The organism is Shewanella sp. MR-4 (assembly GCF_000014685.1).
Taxonomy (GTDB): domain Bacteria; phylum Pseudomonadota; class Gammaproteobacteria; order Enterobacterales; family Shewanellaceae; genus Shewanella.
In genome coordinates this window covers 1190991-1207487 of sequence record NC_008321.1, presented here as the reverse complement: position 1 = coordinate 1207487, position 16497 = coordinate 1190991, and the positions used below count along the sequence as shown (strand labels likewise).

Below are 16497 nucleotides of genomic sequence, written 5' to 3'. Positions count from 1 at the left end.
GTTAATCAACCTATTTCCGAGTCAGATTATACCCGAGAGAAAGTCGAAAATCGTCGTTTTGATCAAAATTTTGGAGTTTAATTTCAACCGCTTAGAGCAAAATGCTATTGCGACCTACACCTGTTTAACCAAAAACAACTAAAGGTCAAACAGTTGCATTGCATTTGACACCAAGTGTTCTGATATTAGAACACTAGATTTTTTTTGCAAAGTTGCGATTTTGTCTATAAAAAGTACAGCATTAGCGGGTTGATTCCGTTTTTCGATAACATTTAACGGGGTCATGGCAGGAGAATCAGTCTCAAGTAGGAAGCTGTCTAGGGGCAATTCGCTGACGGTTTTAAGCAGTTTTTTCGCATTAGGATTCATGACTAATCCGCCAATTCCTAACTTAAAACCCAGCTTGATATATTCGGTCGCAATATCGGGGCTGCCAGAAAAGGCGTGTATTACGCCACCTTTGGCGAGTTTATGGCGTTTTAAATGGGATAACACTTCTTGGTGAGCTCTGACGGCATGGACAATAACGGGCAGGTTCAGCTCATGGGCAAGGGTGAGTTGCGCGTCAAAAAAGGCTAACTGCTGACTCCAATTATCAGCATAAAGTTTGTCTAAACCACATTCACCAATAGCAACAAAACGGGGACATTCTCGTAACTGAGAAACCTGAAATGTTAATTCTGTGATGGCCTTATCAACATCTTCGGGGCAAAACCAAGGATGGATCCCTAAGGCAAAATAACACTGATATTGTTCAGCAATCGCCAATTGTTTTGGCCAATGCTCGGGAGAAACTCCCGGGATGATCAGATTGTCGATGCCCGCTTGTCGCATACGCTGCACGACCTGTTCGCGGTCACTATCAAACTCAACGAAATCGAGGTGCGCATGAGTATCTAGCATCATCAATTGTTACTCCGATTTTGTTTCTCCATTGGGTGCTTGAGTCGTCACTTGGCAATCCGCTTTATTACGGGCTAAGGGCGGATCTTCCAATCGCGGCATACAACAACGGCGATTCTCTGGCGTCAGCCCCATCTTGTCACACCAACGAATATAGGCACGCCACGCCTGAGTGATCCAATGAATCATAGGTCGCTCCCACAAATTTTAGAGACAAAAAAGGCGGTGATTTACCGCCTTCTTGAACGAGAGAACTTGCCCTGCTAGTGTTCGCGCGTCTTAGCGAACTCGATATCAGGGTATCTTTCCATCGAAAGGTTTAAGTTAACCATAGTTGGCGCAATGTAAGTTAAGTTATCACCACCATCGAGTGCCAAGTTTTGGCTACACTTACGGCGGAACTCTTCTAGCTTACGCTCATCTTTACAATAAACCCAGCGTGCCGTTGAAACGCTAATACCTTCGTAAATCGCTTCAACGTTGTACTCGCTCTTTAAGCGGCCGACAACCACTTCAAACTGCAGCACACCCACGGCGCCGACGATTAGATCGTTGGTATCTAATGGACGGAACACCTGTACGGCGCCTTCTTCAGACAATTGTACTAGGCCCTTAAGCAATTGTTTTTGCTTGAGCGGATCCCGCAGACGAATACGGCGAAACATTTCTGGCGCAAAGTTAGGCACACCGGTAAAGCGGAACTTTTCACCTTGAGTGAAAGTATCACCGATACGGATTGTCCCATGGTTATGCAAACCAATAATATCACCAGGATACGCCACTTCGGCGCGCTCACGGTCACCCGCCATAAAGGTCAAGGCATCGCTGACGTTAACATCTTTACCGATGCGCACATGGTGCATCTTCATGCCTTGCTCATAGCGACCAGAGCAAACGCGCATAAAGGCAACGCGGTCACGGTGTTTAGGATCCATGTTAGCTTGGATTTTAAACACAAAACCGGTGAATTTTTCTTCGTCAGGCATGATCATCCGCGCATCGCTTTCACGAGGCAGCGGCTTTGGCGCCCACTCCACAATACCATCGAGGATATGGTCAACACCGAAGTTACCCAATGCGGTACCGAAGAAGACTGGCGTGAGCTCACCCTTTAAGAAAGCTTGGTGATCAAATTCGTTGGATGCACCGCGAACCAGTTCCATTTCGTCACGTAAATCAGCAGCATAACTACCGATCGCTTTGTCCAGCTCCGGGTTATCAATGCCTTCGATCACGCGGCGCTCTTGAATCGTGTGTCCCATACCGCTCTGGTACAGTACCACTTCATCACGCAGAATATGGTAAACACCCTTAAACTCTTTGCCACTACCGATAGGCCAAGTAATAGGCGCACAGGCGATATTGAGTACATCCTCAACCTCATCCATCAGCTCGATGGGATCGCGAATATCACGGTCGAGTTTGTTCATAAAGGTCACGATTGGCGTATCGCGCAGACGCGTCACTTCCATCAATTTGATGGTTCGGTCTTCTACCCCTTTTGCCGAGTCGATAACCATCAGGCAAGAGTCAACCGCAGTCAAGGTGCGGTACGTATCTTCCGAGAAGTCTTCGTGGCCGGGAGTGTCGAGTAGGTTAACGAGCGCGCCACCATAGGGGAACTGCATGACAGACGTTGTAATTGAAATACCACGGTCTTTTTCCATTTCCATCCAGTCAGACTTAGCGTGCTGACCCGATTTTTTGCCCTTAACGGTACCCGCTTTCTGCAGCGCGTTTCCGAATAACAGCACTTTTTCGGTAATGGTGGTTTTACCCGCGTCGGGGTGCGATATAATCGCGAAGGTGCGACGTTTATCGACCTCTACTTTATTGTCTGACATTTAACCTATGCACTCGTATCGCTAAAAAAGGCGCAAATTATAGCGCCTCAGTGCGTACTTGGCTAGGTAAAGCCCGAGATGTACCTCGGGCGATATGGCTTATTTTGTGCCTTCGAGCAAACCTTTAACTTTAGCTAGCTCAATTCGCGCGTATCTGTGCTCAACAAAGTCATAGATATTGGTCGCGAGGGCAAGACGGAAATAATTCGCTGCCTCTTGGTATTGATTCTTGGCAATTTCGATTTTCGCGAGGTAGAAATACGCTTCACAGAGACGCTCAGCATATTCTTTAGGGTGAGTCAGGCCTAACTTGGCGTCGGCAAAAACCTGCTCGCGGCTCTTAGCACCGAGGTAATAATCAACAATCACGGTTGACCAGGCATCGGCTTCCAGTCCCTTACGGTGTTCCTGTAACTGACGTTTAGCTTCTTCGGCGTTATCCTTTGACTGAATGAGATATAACCACAGTGCGCGATAACCATCTTTATTATCGCCAGCGTAAAATGCTTGCATATCTTTTAAGGCGAGATCGTTCCGATCGCCATAATAAAGCGCAATGCCGCGATTCAAGTAGGCATAGTCATAGTTTGGCGACAGCTCTAATACACCATCAAACGCCTCATAGGCACTATCGTATTCACCTTCTTGGGTGTAATAAATACCAAGGAAGTTATAGGCATCGGCTAAGTCGGGTTGCAGTTTAAGCGCCTGCATAAAATCGATGCGCGCCATTAAGCGTAAACCAACGCTGTCGTAAATCACGCCACGATCGTAATGAAAACGTGCGCGCTGCTCGTTTGTTAGTTCAACCGCCGATAAAATTTCGTTCAGCTTGGCAAGGGTGACTTCAACTTTATAGTCAGGCATCACAGGGGCGATGACTAACTTGCCTTCAACGTCATTTTGGTTGTCTAAGGGAGACTTAGTGGTCGCACATCCAGCCAACATCAAACTGGCACCCGCCAGCACAGCAACAACAGCGGTTCTAATTTTAAGACTCATCCATTTCTACCTTTTTAGATTCCCAACCCACGCAGAAGAACATTCATGATAGCAATCCCACTTCAGGACTGCTATTGAGGAATAGCATTAAACGCAATTTTATTAAACCTAAACAAACAAAAAGGAGATCAATTGATCTCCTTTTAGTCACGTCATATCAAAACTGACGCCGATAATGTCAGTAAAGACGATTATTCAGCAGCGGCTTCTTTAGTCTGTGCTTCTTTGATTGACAGTCTTACACGACCTTGACGATCCACTTCCATTACCTTAACGGTCACTTCTTGGTTCAGTTCAAGGTGGTCAGAGACGTTAGCAACACGCTCATCGCTGATTTGCGAAATGTGCACTAAACCATCTTTGCCTGGCAGAATGTTTACGAAGGCACCGAAGTCTACGATACGGATAACTTTACCGTTGTAGATACGACCCACTTCAACTTCTGAAGTGATTTCTTCGATACGACGGATCGCTTCTTTGGTCGCTTCACCATTTGACGAAGCAATCTTCACTGTACCATCATCTTCCAGTTCAATTGTGGTGCCGGTTTCTTCGGTCAGAGCACGAATAACCGCGCCGCCTTTACCGATAACATCACGGATCTTCTCTGGGTTGATCTTGATAGTTGTGATACGTGGAGCGTGGTCAGAGATATCATCACGGTGTGAACCAATCGCTTGGTCCATCACGTTCAGGATATGTACACGTGCGCCGTAGGCTTGTTGCAGTGCAATTTCCATGATTTCTTTGGTGATACCTTCGATCTTGATGTCCATCTGCAGTGCAGTAACACCATCACGAGTACCGGCTACTTTGAAGTCCATGTCACCTAAGTGGTCTTCATCACCTAAGATGTCAGACAGAACAACAAAGTTGTCGCCTTCTTTTACTAGACCCATAGCGATACCCGCTACAGAAGTCTTGATTGGAACACCAGCATCCATCAGCGCAAGAGACGTACCACACACTGATGCCATAGAGCTTGAACCGTTAGATTCAGTGATTTCAGAAACCACACGAACACTGTATGGGAATTCTTCAGCAGATGGCATGACTGCGTTAATACCGCGCCATGCTAACTTGCCGTGACCGATTTCGCGACGCTTAGGTGAACCCACCATACCTGTCTCACCGACTGAGTAAGGAGGGAAGTTGTAGTGCAGCATAAAGCGGTTAGTACGCTCGCCCATGATGCTATCAATCTTTTGTGCGTCACGCTCAGTACCTAGTGTACAAGTTACCAGTGCTTGAGTTTCGCCACGGGTAAACAGTGCACTACCGTGAGTACGTGGTAATACGCCTGCTAATACGCTTAATGCGCGAACCATGTCTGGCTCACGACCGTCGATACGCGGCTCACCACGGATGATGCGACCACGAACCACTTTCTTCTCTAAGCTACCGAGCAGACCGTCAACTTCACGTAAATCCACTTCTGGGTTTGCAGCCAACAGCGCTTCTTTAGCAGCAGCTTTAACCACAGCAACTTGAGCATAACGCTCTTGTTTAACTTGAATTTGATACGCTTGCGCTAAACCGACTTCGGCTAATTCTTTAACTTGAGCAACTAAGGCTTCGTTGGCAACAGGTGCAGTCCAATTCCAAGCTGGTTTACCCGCTTCTGCTTTGAATTCAGCAATCGCTTTGATAACCACTTGTTGTTGGTCATGGCCATAAACCACTGAGCCTAACATCACTTCTTCTGGTAAGGCTTGAGCTTCTGACTCAACCATCAATACCGCGCCCTCAGTACCAGCAACAACCAGGTTCAGTTGGCTGTTTGCTAACTGAGTAACCGTTGGGTTCAGCACGTATTCGCCATTGATGTAACCCACACGCGCTGCACCTAATGGGCCGCTGAATGGGATACCCGAAATAGCAAGCGCAGCCGAAGTACCAATCATCGAAATAATATCCGGCTCGATTTGTGGATCGACGGATACTACAGTGATGATCACTTGAACTTCGTTTGTGAAGCCATTAGGGAAAAGAGGACGAATTGGACGGTCGATCAGGCGAGCGATTAATGTCTCATCTTCTGAAGGACGGCCTTCACGCTTAAAGAAACCACCAGGAATTTTACCCGCTGCGTAGGTCTTTTCTTGATAGTTAACAGTCAGAGGAAAGAAGTCACGACCGGCTTCAGCTTCTTTTTTACCAACAACAGTGACTAACACTGTCGTGTCACCCATGCTAGCTAAAACGGCAGCGTCTGCTTGACGTGCAATGACACCTGTTTCCAGGGTGACTGTATGTTGACCATACTCAAAACTCTTTACAATTGGATTCACGTGACCCATTCCTTAATTAATGACCTTGAATTACGCGCGTAAGTATACTGCAATTAGGAACAATAGATAAAGAGCAGATAATGATGACAAAGGTCTATCTTTTCACTAAAGTGGGTAAACGAACAAAGAGTTATGTTGTAACTTAATGTCAAAATTATTCCCATAGCGAAAACAATAAGAAAGGATGAGCTGAATGACGGGCCGCTTTAAATCCCTAACTTGGAAACAAACTAATCTCGTCGTTTTTACAGCGCTTTTTTTCGCTATCGCCATCTTCGTTGTTGAAATTGCCCTCGTCGTCATCGCCACTAAACAACAGCTAACCACGACTCAGCAAGAATTACTGGACTCCGTTGAACAACCCGCCGCTAATGCCGTGTGGGCATTGGATGATAATCTCGCAAGGCAAACCCTTGAAGGAGCAATTAAAGTTGAACATGTAGGGTCAGCGGTGATTGAACTCGATGATGGCTCCATGTTCGTGTCCGTTAGCAATAATAAGAAAAACGACTCACAGACCTTTATTAGTCTTAGCAACAAACTCTTTGATGACTTAAAAGAAATTTCGCGCCCCTTGTATCGGCCCTTTTATTTTGAAGGCACACAAAAGCAGCAACTGATTGGCACATTAACCATTTTTTACGACACACAGGAACTGACCAATACCCTCTTTAGCCAGTTAAGATTCAGCTTTTTTGCCACCCTGGCCCGCGCGCTTCTGCTCACTTTAGTGTTATCCGTAGTATTCCACCGCTTCTTAACTCAGCCGATAGCTCGTATTAGTGAGGCGATAGATAAAATCTCCCCCGATTCGCCCGATGAAAACCTGCTGCCCATGTCAAATGCCCATAAGGATGATGAGCTTGGCTTGGTGACATCGAAGTTTAACCAAATCCTTATACAGTTCAGTCAGACCCAATCCAAACTGCGTAAGATGGCCACCCGCGACCCATTAACGGGCCTGCCAAATCGCACTCTGTTACTCGAAACCATTGCCGTCACTATCCAGCGCTCACGGGTTCATAAAAGCAGTTTTGCTTTGATGTTTATCGACTTAGACCGATTCAAAAATATCAATGACTCCCTAGGCCACGCCCTTGGCGATCAATTCCTCGCCCGCATCGCCCGTATTTTAGAACGCGTTGTGGGTGATAAAGGTTCAGTATCACGCTTAGGTGGCGATGAGTTCGTGATTTTAGCCGACTCAGTTCACTCCCCCGATCAAGCCGCCGACTTTGTCGATAAACTCTTAGTGCAGCTCAATGTGCCGATTCAGCTGAATGAACATGCGATTCACCCGGCGGCATCAATTGGGATTTCCATCTATCCAGAAGATGGCAACAGCGCCGAAGATCTTATCCGTCATGCCGATATCGCCATGTACAGTGCCAAGGCCGCAGGGTCGAATCAATGGGCCTTCTTCAAGCAGCAAATGACCGAGCGAGCGGCCGTTCGGCTGCGTACCGAAGCCTCGCTACATGATGCCTTGAAAAACAATGAATTTTTGCTCTACTTCCAGCCCAAGTTGGATTTGCAAACCGGAAAGATCACTGGCTGTGAAGCCTTGATCCGTTGGCAAAAAGATGGCCGCTTAATCAGCCCTATTTCCTTTATTCCGGTGGCTGAAGAGACTGGTATCATCATTCCCATTGGACGCTGGGTTATCGAACAAAGCTGCCGAGTACTGCGTGAATGGCAGAAAAAATATAACTTTGCGATTCCTATCGCCATCAACGTTGCTTCACAACAATTTGCCGATGCCAGCTTAGTGTCAGACATTAAACAAATGGCGCTGCGTTACCAAATTCAACCGGAATTACTCGAAATTGAAATCACCGAAACATCCTTGATGAATGACATTGAGCTTGCGATCAACAAGTTAGAACAACTCAAATCGGCGGGGTTTGGTATCGCCGTCGATGATTTTGGGACCGGTTATTCCTCTCTGTCTTACCTGCGGCATTTGCCGATCACTACCATGAAAATCGATCGTTGCTTCGTTTCTGATTTACCGGAAGACAGTGCGATCGCCTCGACCATTTTGATGTTAGGTAAGCAATTAAATCTCACTATCGTTGCCGAAGGGATTGAAAACGAACAGCAACTCGATTGGCTCAAGCGTAATCAATGCCAAATTGGTCAAGGATTTTACTTTAGCCAACCCTTACCGCAGGCGGAGTTTGAGGCACTGTACATTGCCAATCAAACCGCAACTATTAGCAATATCGATGGATTACGTGGCGCCTAATTCGAGCGATAAAATAGCGTAGAACACTAAATTTGAGGCAATAAAAAAGGAGGCTTAGCCTCCTTTTTTACGTCAGTAAACGCGTGATTAACGACGTAAACCTAACTTTTGGATCAGCTCATTGTAACGCGCTGCTTCAGTACGCTTCAGGTAAGCTAATAACTTACGACGAGCGCTAACCATGCGTAACAGACCACGACGTGAGTGGTGATCGTGGATGTGCTCTTTGAAGTGATCTTGCAAATGGTTGATTTGAGCAGTTAACAGCGCAACTTGAACTTCAGTTGAACCAGTGTCGTTTGCGCCACGGCCAAATTCAGCCAGGATCTTTGCTTTCGCTTCAGTACTTAGTGACATGTGTCTCTCCAAATATAAAATGTGAATCTCTAGCCGATCACTAACTCAGCCAGAGGGCGCGCTATTCTACCCATAATCCTTGGCGCGCGCAATAAAAGCGGTGGATTAATATCCGAGCAAATCCATTAAGATGCTTTAGCTTGGTCGTGGATCACGACTAAGCGCTTAGGCGCCAGTAAACCATCTTCGTTCATCTCGCCAATTCCGACGAAACGACGCTCAGTGCCCAACGTAATGCGCACCAACTTATCTGCAACGAGTCCTGAGACACGTACCGCCTGACCTTGCATTAAGTAAGCTGCGCTCGCATCAGGCACATTCACTTCAGGAAAGTCGGCAACCGCGGTATCCATAGGCAACAACAACGAGTCCAGCAAGCTGCTAGGGTCAAGCTGCTCTTCCTGCGCCTTAGCGACTAAGGCTTCGAGTTGCTCCAAGGTGACCATTTTGTCGTAGGGATAATGCGCGACTTGAGTACGACGCAGCATAATTACATGGGCGCCACAACCGAGCATCTCACCTAAATCATCGATGATAGTGCGAATATAAGTGCCCTTAGAGCAATGAATGTCTAGGGTCAGCTCATCGCCTTCTAGACTGATGAAGTTCAGCTCGAAGACAGTGATAGGACGCGCCTCGCGGGGCACTTCAATCCCCTCGCGGGCATACTTATACAAGGGCTGGCCTTGGTATTTCAGCGCAGAATACATGGATGGCACTTGCAGGGTATCGCCACGGAAATGTTCTAAGGCGGACATTAACTGCGCCTCAGTGAATTCGATCGGGCGAGTCTGCACGACTTCACCGTCTGAGTCGCTAGTATCTGTACGTTGTCCCAGTTTTGCTGTGACCAGATAACGCTTATCCGAATCCAGCAAATGCTGCGAAAACTTAGTCGCTTCACCTAAACAGATTGGCAGCATGCCAGTTGCCAGTGGATCGAGTGCACCCGTATGCCCTGCTTTGTTGGCATTAAAAAAGCGCTTTACTCGTTGTAGTGCAAAGTTGGAGCTCATTCCTGTGGCCTTGTCCAACAACACGATACCGTCGATAAAGCGACCCTTCGAACGTCTCGCCATTACGCTTTACCTTCGGTGTCATCAGCTTCGTCGATGTCATTCTCCGTAACATCGTCGGCACTACCAAACTGCTGTTGCTTGGCTTTGTCGCTGTTGATCACTTGGCTAACGAGGTTAGACATACGCATACCTTCAACCAATGAACTGTCATACACGAAACGGATTTCAGGCATAACTCTCAGCTTCATGCGGCCTGCAACTAAGGTACGAATATAAGGTGCTGCGGCAATCAAGGCATTGAGCTTTTCTTGAACTACCTCTTTATCTTCTTCGAAGAAGGTCACAAATACCTTGGCGTAACTTAAATCGCGGGACACATCGACGTCATTAACGGTTACAAAACCAATACGGGGATCTTTCATGTCGCGTTGTAACACAACAGCTAGCTCTTGCTGCAACTGCTGGCCTATGCGACGTGTACGACTGAATTCTTTTGCCATAATAGAGTTACCATAGCTAATGTATTAAATTGAAAGGGCGGCTAATGCCGCCCTCTTTATCGTTACAGTGTACGTGCCACTTCGACGGTTTCGAATACTTCGATTTGGTCACCCACGCGGACATCGTTGTAGTTCTTAACACCGATACCACATTCCATGCCGTTGCGAACTTCGTTAACGTCGTCTTTAAAGCGACGTAGCGATTCGAGTTCACCTTCGAAGATCACCACGTTATCACGCAGTACGCGGATTGGTGCGCTGCGCTTGATGGTACCTTCAGTCACCATACAACCGGCGATTGCGCCCAGTTTTGGTGATTTGAATACGTCACGTACTTCAGCCAGACCGATAATCTGTTGCTTGAATTCTGGTGACAACATACCCGTCATCGCCGCTTTCACTTCATCAATCAGATTATAGATAACACTGTAGTAACGCAGGTCAACACTTTCGCTTTCGATAGTCTTACGCGCCTGTGCATCGGCACGGACGTTAAAGCCAACCATAATCGCGTTAGAAGCCGCAGCTAAAGTCGCGTCGGTTTCGGTCAGTGCACCCACACCGCGAGCGATGATGTTCACTTTCACTTCGTCGGTAGACAGACCCATTAAGGAGTCGGTAATCGCTTCGAGTGAACCTTGAACGTCTGCCTTCAGAACGATGTTCAGTTCCTTCACTTCGCCTTCGGTCATGTTCGCGAACATGTTTTCCAGCTTAGACTTCTGCTGACGCGCTAATTTCACGTCACGGAACTTGCCTTGACGGTACAGAGCAACTTCACGGGCTTTACGCTCGTCGCGAACAACAGTAGCTTCATCACCAGCAGATGGCACACCTGACAGACCTAAGATCTCAACAGGGATTGATGGGCCCGCTTCAGTGATTGAACGACCGTTCTCGTCTTTCATCGCACGGATTTTACCGTACTCTAAACCACATAGAACGATATCGCCTTGGCGCAGTGTACCTTCTTGAACCAGAATCGTTGCCACAGGGCCGCGACCTTTGTCCAGTTGCGATTCGATAACTACACCAGCAGCCATACCATCGCGAACGGCTTTAAGCTCAAGAACTTCCGCTTGCAGCAGAATGCCTTCGAGTAGGTCGTCAACGCCAGCACCCGTCTTAGCAGATACGAAGGCGAACATGTTGTCACCGCCCCAATCTTCAGACATTACGCCGTGCTGAGCTAATTCGCTCTTAACGCGGTCGATATCGGCTTCTGGCTTGTCCATCTTGTTGACAGCAACAATCAATGGCACGTTACCGGCTTTAGCATGTTGAATCGCTTCGATGGTTTGTGGCATTACGCCGTCATCGGCAGCAACAACCAGTACTACGATATCCGTTGCCTTAGCACCACGGGCACGCATTGCGGTAAACGCGGCGTGACCTGGGGTATCTAAGAAGGTGATCATGCCGTTATCGGTCTCAACATGGTATGCACCAATATGCTGAGTAATACCACCGGCCTCACCCGCAGCCACTTTCGCGCGGCGAATATAGTCAAGCAGCGACGTTTTACCGTGGTCAACGTGACCCATGATGGTCACAACAGGAGCACGAGGCTCAAGCTTCACAACGCCTTCTTCATCACGCTCAGAAAGTACTTGTTGCTCTAATTCGTTTTCACGGATCAGTACGACTTTATGACCCATTTCTTCAGCAACTAATTGGGCGGTTTCCTGATCTAACACTTGGTTGATCGTAACCATTGAACCCATCTTCATCATTTGCTTGATGATTTCAGTCGCTTTAACAGCCATTAAGTGAGCAAGTTCTGCCACAGTAACAGTTTCACCGATACGCACATCACGGTTAACAGCTGCAACTGGCTTATTGAAGCCATGAGCCATTGATTCTGGCGCGGTGCTGCGGTTACGCATGTGTTTTTCGCGACCATCGCGAGCATCTTTACCACCACGTTTGGACTTGGCGGTATTTTTGTTACGCGCACGGCGGCCACGTTTCTCTTCATCCATATCTGATGAATCTTCAGCGGCACGAGCCACTTTAGAGGTGGTGATATGGTGATCACTGTAACGTTCGGCTTCTAAACGTTGACGCTCTTCCTCGGCCCAACGCTTAGAGTTTTCTTCTGCTAACAGACGCGCTTTTTCTGCCGCTTTCGCAGCTTCTTCGTCTTGCTTACGCTTTGTCGCTTCCGCTTGAACCGCTTTTAAACGCTCAGCTTCAACACGAGCCGCTTCAGCTTCTGGCGATAATTCTTTGATGACTTTGACTTCAGCCGCTGCTTTTGCCTTAGCTTTTGCTTCAGCTTCAGCCTTAGCTTTCGCTTCGGCTTCGGCCTTGGCTTTCACTTCGGCTTCTGCTTTTGCCTTGGCTTCAGCTTCCGCTTTAGCCTTAGCTTCGGCTTCTGCCTTGGCTTTCGCTTCTTCTTCAGCCTTCAGAACCGCGTCATTCGCATCACGCTTTACAAAAGTGCGGGTTTTACGCACTTCTACTTTAACGTCTTTAGATTGACCACCATTACCAGCCACACTCAGGGTCGATACGGTTTTACGTTGCAGCGTCATTTTGGTCGGCGCATTATCGCCACCATGTTGTTTCTTGAGATAATCCAGTAACTGCTGCTTCTCAGCTTCAGACACGTTATCTGTATGGCCTTTCTTAATTCCGGCCTGAGAGAATTGCTCAATCAGACGTTCAACACTTTTACCCACTTCCGTGGCCAATTTCTCTACGGTAGTATCTGCCATCAGTTAAATCCCCCTGTTGATCGACTTATGCTTCTTCGCCAAACCAACAGATGTTGCGGGCAGCCATGATCAGCGCACCTGCTTTTTCTTCTGTCAATTCTTCAATTTCGATCAAATCATCAATGCCTTGTTCAGCCAAGTCTTCTAGAGTCACGATACCTTTGCTTGCTAAAACATAGGCTAAGTGTCTTTCAACACCTTCAAGTGCTAATAACTCTTCACTTGGCTCCACACCATCTAGTGCTTCTTCAGATGCGAGCGCTCGAGTAGAGATCGCAGCCTTTGCACGTTCACGTAACGCTTCAACGATATCCTCATCGAAGCCGTCAATTGCTAATAATTCTGACACAGGCACATAAGCCACTTCTTCCAGCGAGGTAAAACCTTCGTCGGCCAGTACTTGTGCAAAATCTTCATCTACATCCAGAGATTTCATGAATAAGCTCTTCACCTTGGCGCTTTCGGCTTGGTGTTTCTTGTTCATGTCTTCTACTGTCATCACGTTCAGCTCCCAGCCAGTCAACTGAGTCGCTAAACGTACGTTTTGACCATTGCGACCAATGGCCTGAGCTAAACTTTCCGCTTCAACAGCGATATCCATTGAGTGGTTGTCTTCATCAACGATGATAGAAGCCACATCAGCAGGCGCCATTGCGTTGATCACATATTGTGCTGGATTGTCATCCCACAATACGATATCCACACGCTCACCACCGAGTTCATTCGATACGGCTTGAACACGTGCACCACGCATACCAACGCAAGCACCGATTGGATCGATGCGACGGTCGTTTGATTTCACCGCGATCTTAGCGCGTGCACCTGGGTCGCGCGCGGCACCCATGACTTCGATCAGCTCGTCGGCAATTTCAGGTACTTCTACGCGGAACAGCTCAATCAGCATGTCTGGCTTAGTGCGGGTTAAGAACAACTGCGCACCACGAGCTTCAGGACGGACTGAATAAAGCAATGCACGCACACGGTCACCAGGACGGAAAGATTCGCGAGAAATTAAATCTTCACGGAACAATACGCCGTCGGCGTTATTGCCTAAGTCAACGACTACGCTTTCACGGGTCGCTTTTTTCACAACACCAGTGATCAACTCGCCTTCTTTATCTTGGAACTGTTCAACCACTTGCGCACGCTCGGCTTCACGTACTTTTTGTACGATCACTTGCTTAGCGGTTTGGGTGGTAATACGGTCGAATGCCACTGATTCGATCTCGTCTTCGATAAAATCACCAGGCTGGATTTCTGGGTTTTCAAAACGCGCAGCTTCCAAGGTGATTTCGCGGTATGGGTTTTCTAACGCGACGCCGTTGTCATCAATCACCATCCAACGGCGGAAAGTTTCATAGGCGCCCGTTTTACGATCAATAGCAACACGAACGTCGATATCACCTTCGTATTTTTTCTTGGTAGCAGTTGCCAGAGCTGTCTCTAGCGCTTCAAAAATTTTCTCGCGTGGAACGGCCTTTTCATTTGAAACCGCCTCAGCGACTAGCAGAATCTCTTTATTCATTTCGTCTTGCCTCGTTCACCTTGAAACCATCAAAACTTAGCGATGATGTTGCCTTTACGGATATTATCCAAGGCGACAACCAGCTCTTTACCATTCACATTTAGCGACAACATTTGGCCGTCAACCTGTGTAATGGCGCCTTTTAAATTACGACTGCCCGCGACAGGCATAGTCAGTTGAAGCTTGACATCCTCGCCGACATAGGCCGCATATTGCTCAGCTGTAAATAAGGGTCTATCTACGCCTGGCGAAGAAACCTCTAAGGTATATTCAGTAGAAATTGGGTCTTCAACATCGAGCACAGCACTGACTTGGCGACTTACGTTGGCACAATCTTCAATATTGATACCATTCTCACCATCAATGAACACACGCAGGATTGAATGTTTACCCGCTTGCACATATTCAATGCCCCAAAGTTGGAAGCCGAGTGCTTCCACAGGCACTGTGAGCATGTCTACCAGTCTGGATTCTAATGTTGCCAAAATTGACCCCCGAAAAAACAAAAAAGGGCTTAATAGCCCTAGTAAAACGCCGTAAAGGATACGACAAATTTAAAAGTCCCAGACAACAAAAAACCCCGTAATGACGAGGTTATTAGCTTCAAGAACCTGTAAACCATAATGAATTATACAACATTCATTACTAGGAGCTGGTTGCGGGGGCCGGATTTGAACCGACGACCTTCGGGTTATGAGCCCGACGAGCTACCAAGCTGCTCCACCCCGCGTCAACTGTGTGCAAGTATATTGACTATCGTCTTTGCTTGCAATAACTAAGTCAGCTCTTACTTCGTCTCACTTAGCTATATTATGGTGCCGAGAGCGGGACTTGAACCCGCACGTCCGTTAGGACACAGCCACCTCAAGGCTGCGCGTCTACCAATTTCACCACCTCGGCGACACCTTTTACTAGTCAGGAATTTTAGTTTCTGACTTTTCGGTTGCTTGATCAACTGGTTGAGTTACCTGTTCATCAACACCTAAATTTTTCCATGTATCTTCATTTTTTGCGTGGTTTGCACTTAAGTTGCCAATCAGCAGACTTAGAGTGAAAAACGCAATGGCAAGAATCGCCGTTGTACGTGTCAGGAAGTTACCTGAACCGCTTGAACCGAATAAGGTACCTGATGCACCGGCGCCAAATGAGGCCCCCATGTCAGCTCCTTTACCTTGCTGGATTAAGATCAGGCCAATTAAACCTAATGCAACCAACAAGTAAACAACCACTAAAACTTCATACATATTATGCGCTCATCGCTATGGTACACAGACTTAAAAACTCGCTAGAGTTTAAACTGGCACCGCCAATCAGTCCACCATCAACATCAGGTTGGGCGAATAAATCTGCCGCATTACTCGGCGTCACACTACCACCGTACAAGATCCTGATATTCTCTCCGATAAACGGAGACACTTCAGAGAGACGCTTGCGAATAAACGCATGTACTTCTTGTGCCTGCTCTGGTGTCGCGCTCTTACCAGTTCCTACAGCCCATAACGGCTCGTAAGCGATAATGGCGTTATCAAAAGCCATAGTGCCATTTTTCTGGATCACTATATCCAACTCTTCCGCAATCACCTCGAAGGTACGTCTTGCTTCTCGTGCTGGACCCGACTCACCCACACATAAAATGGGGGTTAAACCGTGCTTTTGTGCAGCGGCGAATTTCTCCGCTACGATATTACTCGTCTCTCCGTACATACGGCGACGTTCTGAATGCCCGATAATCACATATCGACATCCGCAATCTTTAAGCATCTGACCCGAAACTTCTCCGGTATAAGCGCCAAAGTCATGTTGACTTAAATTTTGAGCGCCCATCCTAACAAGTGAACCGTCTAACGCTTCCTTGTTTGCTTCTAGCAGTTGCCTTACGCTTTCTAGATAGATAGAAGGCGGGCATAAAACCACTTCAGCTGAATCATTTTGGAGCTTTGAGGCAAATTTCTTGAACAACTCTTGGGCTAATGCCGCGCTGCCGTTCATCTTCCAATTGCCAGCTACCATAGGACGTCTGAGTGCCATCACTGTCTCCTCTGAAAGCGGCGTGAATAATAGCGAACCACTTATTAAGTTACAATAGCT

14 protein-coding genes and 2 tRNA genes are annotated in these 16497 nt (G+C 47.3%); 1 reads left to right on the top strand and 15 read right to left on the bottom strand.

Annotated elements, in window-relative coordinates; genetic code table 11:
• Positions 1–138: 138 nt before the first annotated feature.
• The 5 genes from SHEWMR4_RS05410 to pnp form a co-directional block, all read right to left on the bottom strand.
• Positions 139–903, bottom strand: coding sequence for a TatD family hydrolase (locus SHEWMR4_RS05410; RefSeq protein WP_041408987.1), 765 nt, complete (start codon positions 901–903; stop codon positions 139–141).
• Positions 904–912: 9 nt separating this feature from the next.
• Positions 913–1092, bottom strand: a complete 180-nt coding sequence (locus SHEWMR4_RS05405) for a hypothetical protein (RefSeq protein WP_041408720.1) — start codon at positions 1090–1092, stop codon at positions 913–915.
• 74 nt (positions 1093–1166) lie between these two features.
• Positions 1167–2747 (bottom strand): peptide chain release factor 3, encoded by a 1581-nt coding sequence (gene prfC, locus SHEWMR4_RS05400; RefSeq protein ID WP_011621824.1) that lies wholly within the window; start codon positions 2745–2747, stop codon positions 1167–1169.
• 99 nt (positions 2748–2846) lie between these two features.
• Complete coding sequence (gene nlpI, locus SHEWMR4_RS05395) at positions 2847–3749, bottom strand: lipoprotein NlpI (protein WP_011621823.1); 903 nt, start codon at positions 3747–3749, stop codon at positions 2847–2849.
• A 191-nt stretch (positions 3750–3940) separates the two neighbouring features.
• Entirely contained in the window at positions 3941–6040 is a 2100-nt protein-coding gene (gene pnp / locus SHEWMR4_RS05390; RefSeq protein WP_011621822.1) for a polyribonucleotide nucleotidyltransferase, read from the bottom strand.
• A gap of 193 nt (positions 6041–6233) precedes the next feature.
• Between pnp and SHEWMR4_RS05385 the strand changes: the two genes are divergently transcribed.
• The gene (locus SHEWMR4_RS05385) at positions 6234–8288 is read left to right on the top strand and encodes a putative bifunctional diguanylate cyclase/phosphodiesterase (protein WP_011621821.1); all 2055 of its coding nucleotides are present in this window, start codon (positions 6234–6236) and stop codon (positions 8286–8288) included.
• 87 nt (positions 8289–8375) lie between these two features.
• On the opposite strand, the gene rpsO is transcribed toward SHEWMR4_RS05385, so the two are convergent.
• The 10 genes from rpsO to tpiA form a co-directional block, all read right to left on the bottom strand.
• Positions 8376–8645, bottom strand: a complete 270-nt coding sequence (gene rpsO, locus SHEWMR4_RS05380) for a 30S ribosomal protein S15 (RefSeq protein WP_011621820.1) — start codon at positions 8643–8645, stop codon at positions 8376–8378.
• 125 nt (positions 8646–8770) lie between these two features.
• Positions 8771–9724 carry a tRNA pseudouridine(55) synthase TruB gene (truB, locus tag SHEWMR4_RS05375; RefSeq protein ID WP_011621819.1) on the bottom strand — a complete coding sequence of 318 codons (954 nt, stop codon included), beginning with the start codon at positions 9722–9724 and terminating at the stop codon, positions 8771–8773.
• Positions 9724–10164 (bottom strand): 30S ribosome-binding factor RbfA, encoded by a 441-nt coding sequence (rbfA, locus tag SHEWMR4_RS05370; RefSeq protein WP_011621818.1) that lies wholly within the window; start codon positions 10162–10164, stop codon positions 9724–9726. The genes truB and rbfA overlap by 1 nt, the downstream gene beginning before the upstream one ends.
• A 62-nt stretch (positions 10165–10226) precedes the next feature.
• Positions 10227–12884: a translation initiation factor IF-2 gene (gene infB / locus SHEWMR4_RS05365; protein ID WP_011621817.1), complete on the bottom strand. Its 2658-nt coding sequence runs from the start codon at positions 12882–12884 to the stop codon at positions 10227–10229.
• A gap of 25 nt (positions 12885–12909) precedes the next feature.
• Positions 12910–14409, bottom strand: a complete 1500-nt coding sequence (nusA, locus tag SHEWMR4_RS05360; RefSeq protein ID WP_011621816.1) for a transcription termination factor NusA — start codon at positions 14407–14409, stop codon at positions 12910–12912.
• Positions 14410–14438: 29 nt separating this feature from the next.
• A complete protein-coding gene (gene rimP / locus SHEWMR4_RS05355; protein ID WP_011621815.1) occupies positions 14439–14894 on the bottom strand; it encodes a ribosome maturation factor RimP in 456 nt (151 codons plus the stop codon).
• Positions 14895–15062: 168 nt separating this feature from the next.
• Positions 15063–15139 (bottom strand) — tRNA-Met (locus SHEWMR4_RS05350).
• Between the two features lie 83 nt (positions 15140–15222).
• Positions 15223–15309 (bottom strand) — tRNA-Leu (locus SHEWMR4_RS05345).
• Between the two features lie 11 nt (positions 15310–15320).
• Positions 15321–15653 carry a preprotein translocase subunit SecG gene (gene secG, locus SHEWMR4_RS05340; protein WP_011621814.1) on the bottom strand — a complete coding sequence of 111 codons (333 nt, stop codon included), beginning with the start codon at positions 15651–15653 and terminating at the stop codon, positions 15321–15323.
• 1 nt (position 15654) lies between these two features.
• Positions 15655–16437 (bottom strand): triose-phosphate isomerase, encoded by a 783-nt coding sequence (gene tpiA, locus SHEWMR4_RS05335; protein WP_011621813.1) that lies wholly within the window; start codon positions 16435–16437, stop codon positions 15655–15657.
• Positions 16438–16497 lie beyond the last annotated feature (60 nt).

What these genes read in the sequence shown, in the direction of transcription:
- SHEWMR4_RS05410 (WP_041408987.1), bottom strand. Translation starts at nt 903, where the DNA reads ATGCTAGATACTCATGCGCACCTCGATTTCGTTGAGTTTGATAGTGAC.
- SHEWMR4_RS05405 (WP_041408720.1), bottom strand. Translation starts at nt 1,092, where the DNA reads ATGATTCATTGGATCACTCAGGCGTGGCGTGCCTATATTCGTTGGTGT.
- prfC (WP_011621824.1), bottom strand. Translation starts at nt 2,747, where the DNA reads ATGTCAGACAATAAAGTAGAGGTCGATAAACGTCGCACCTTCGCGATT.
- nlpI (WP_011621823.1), bottom strand. Translation starts at nt 3,749, where the DNA reads ATGAGTCTTAAAATTAGAACCGCTGTTGTTGCTGTGCTGGCGGGTGCC.
- SHEWMR4_RS05385 (WP_011621821.1), top strand. Translation starts at nt 6,234, where the DNA reads ATGACGGGCCGCTTTAAATCCCTAACTTGGAAACAAACTAATCTCGTC.
- rpsO (WP_011621820.1), bottom strand. Translation starts at nt 8,645, where the DNA reads ATGTCACTAAGTACTGAAGCGAAAGCAAAGATCCTGGCTGAATTTGGC.
- truB (WP_011621819.1), bottom strand. Translation starts at nt 9,724, where the DNA reads ATGGCGAGACGTTCGAAGGGTCGCTTTATCGACGGTATCGTGTTGTTG.
- rbfA (WP_011621818.1), bottom strand. Translation starts at nt 10,164, where the DNA reads ATGGCAAAAGAATTCAGTCGTACACGTCGCATAGGCCAGCAGTTGCAG.
- infB (WP_011621817.1), bottom strand. Translation starts at nt 12,884, where the DNA reads ATGGCAGATACTACCGTAGAGAAATTGGCCACGGAAGTGGGTAAAAGT.
- nusA (WP_011621816.1), bottom strand. Translation starts at nt 14,409, where the DNA reads ATGAATAAAGAGATTCTGCTAGTCGCTGAGGCGGTTTCAAATGAAAAG.
- secG (WP_011621814.1), bottom strand. Translation starts at nt 15,653, where the DNA reads ATGTATGAAGTTTTAGTGGTTGTTTACTTGTTGGTTGCATTAGGTTTA.
- tpiA (WP_011621813.1), bottom strand. Translation starts at nt 16,437, where the DNA reads ATGGCACTCAGACGTCCTATGGTAGCTGGCAATTGGAAGATGAACGGC.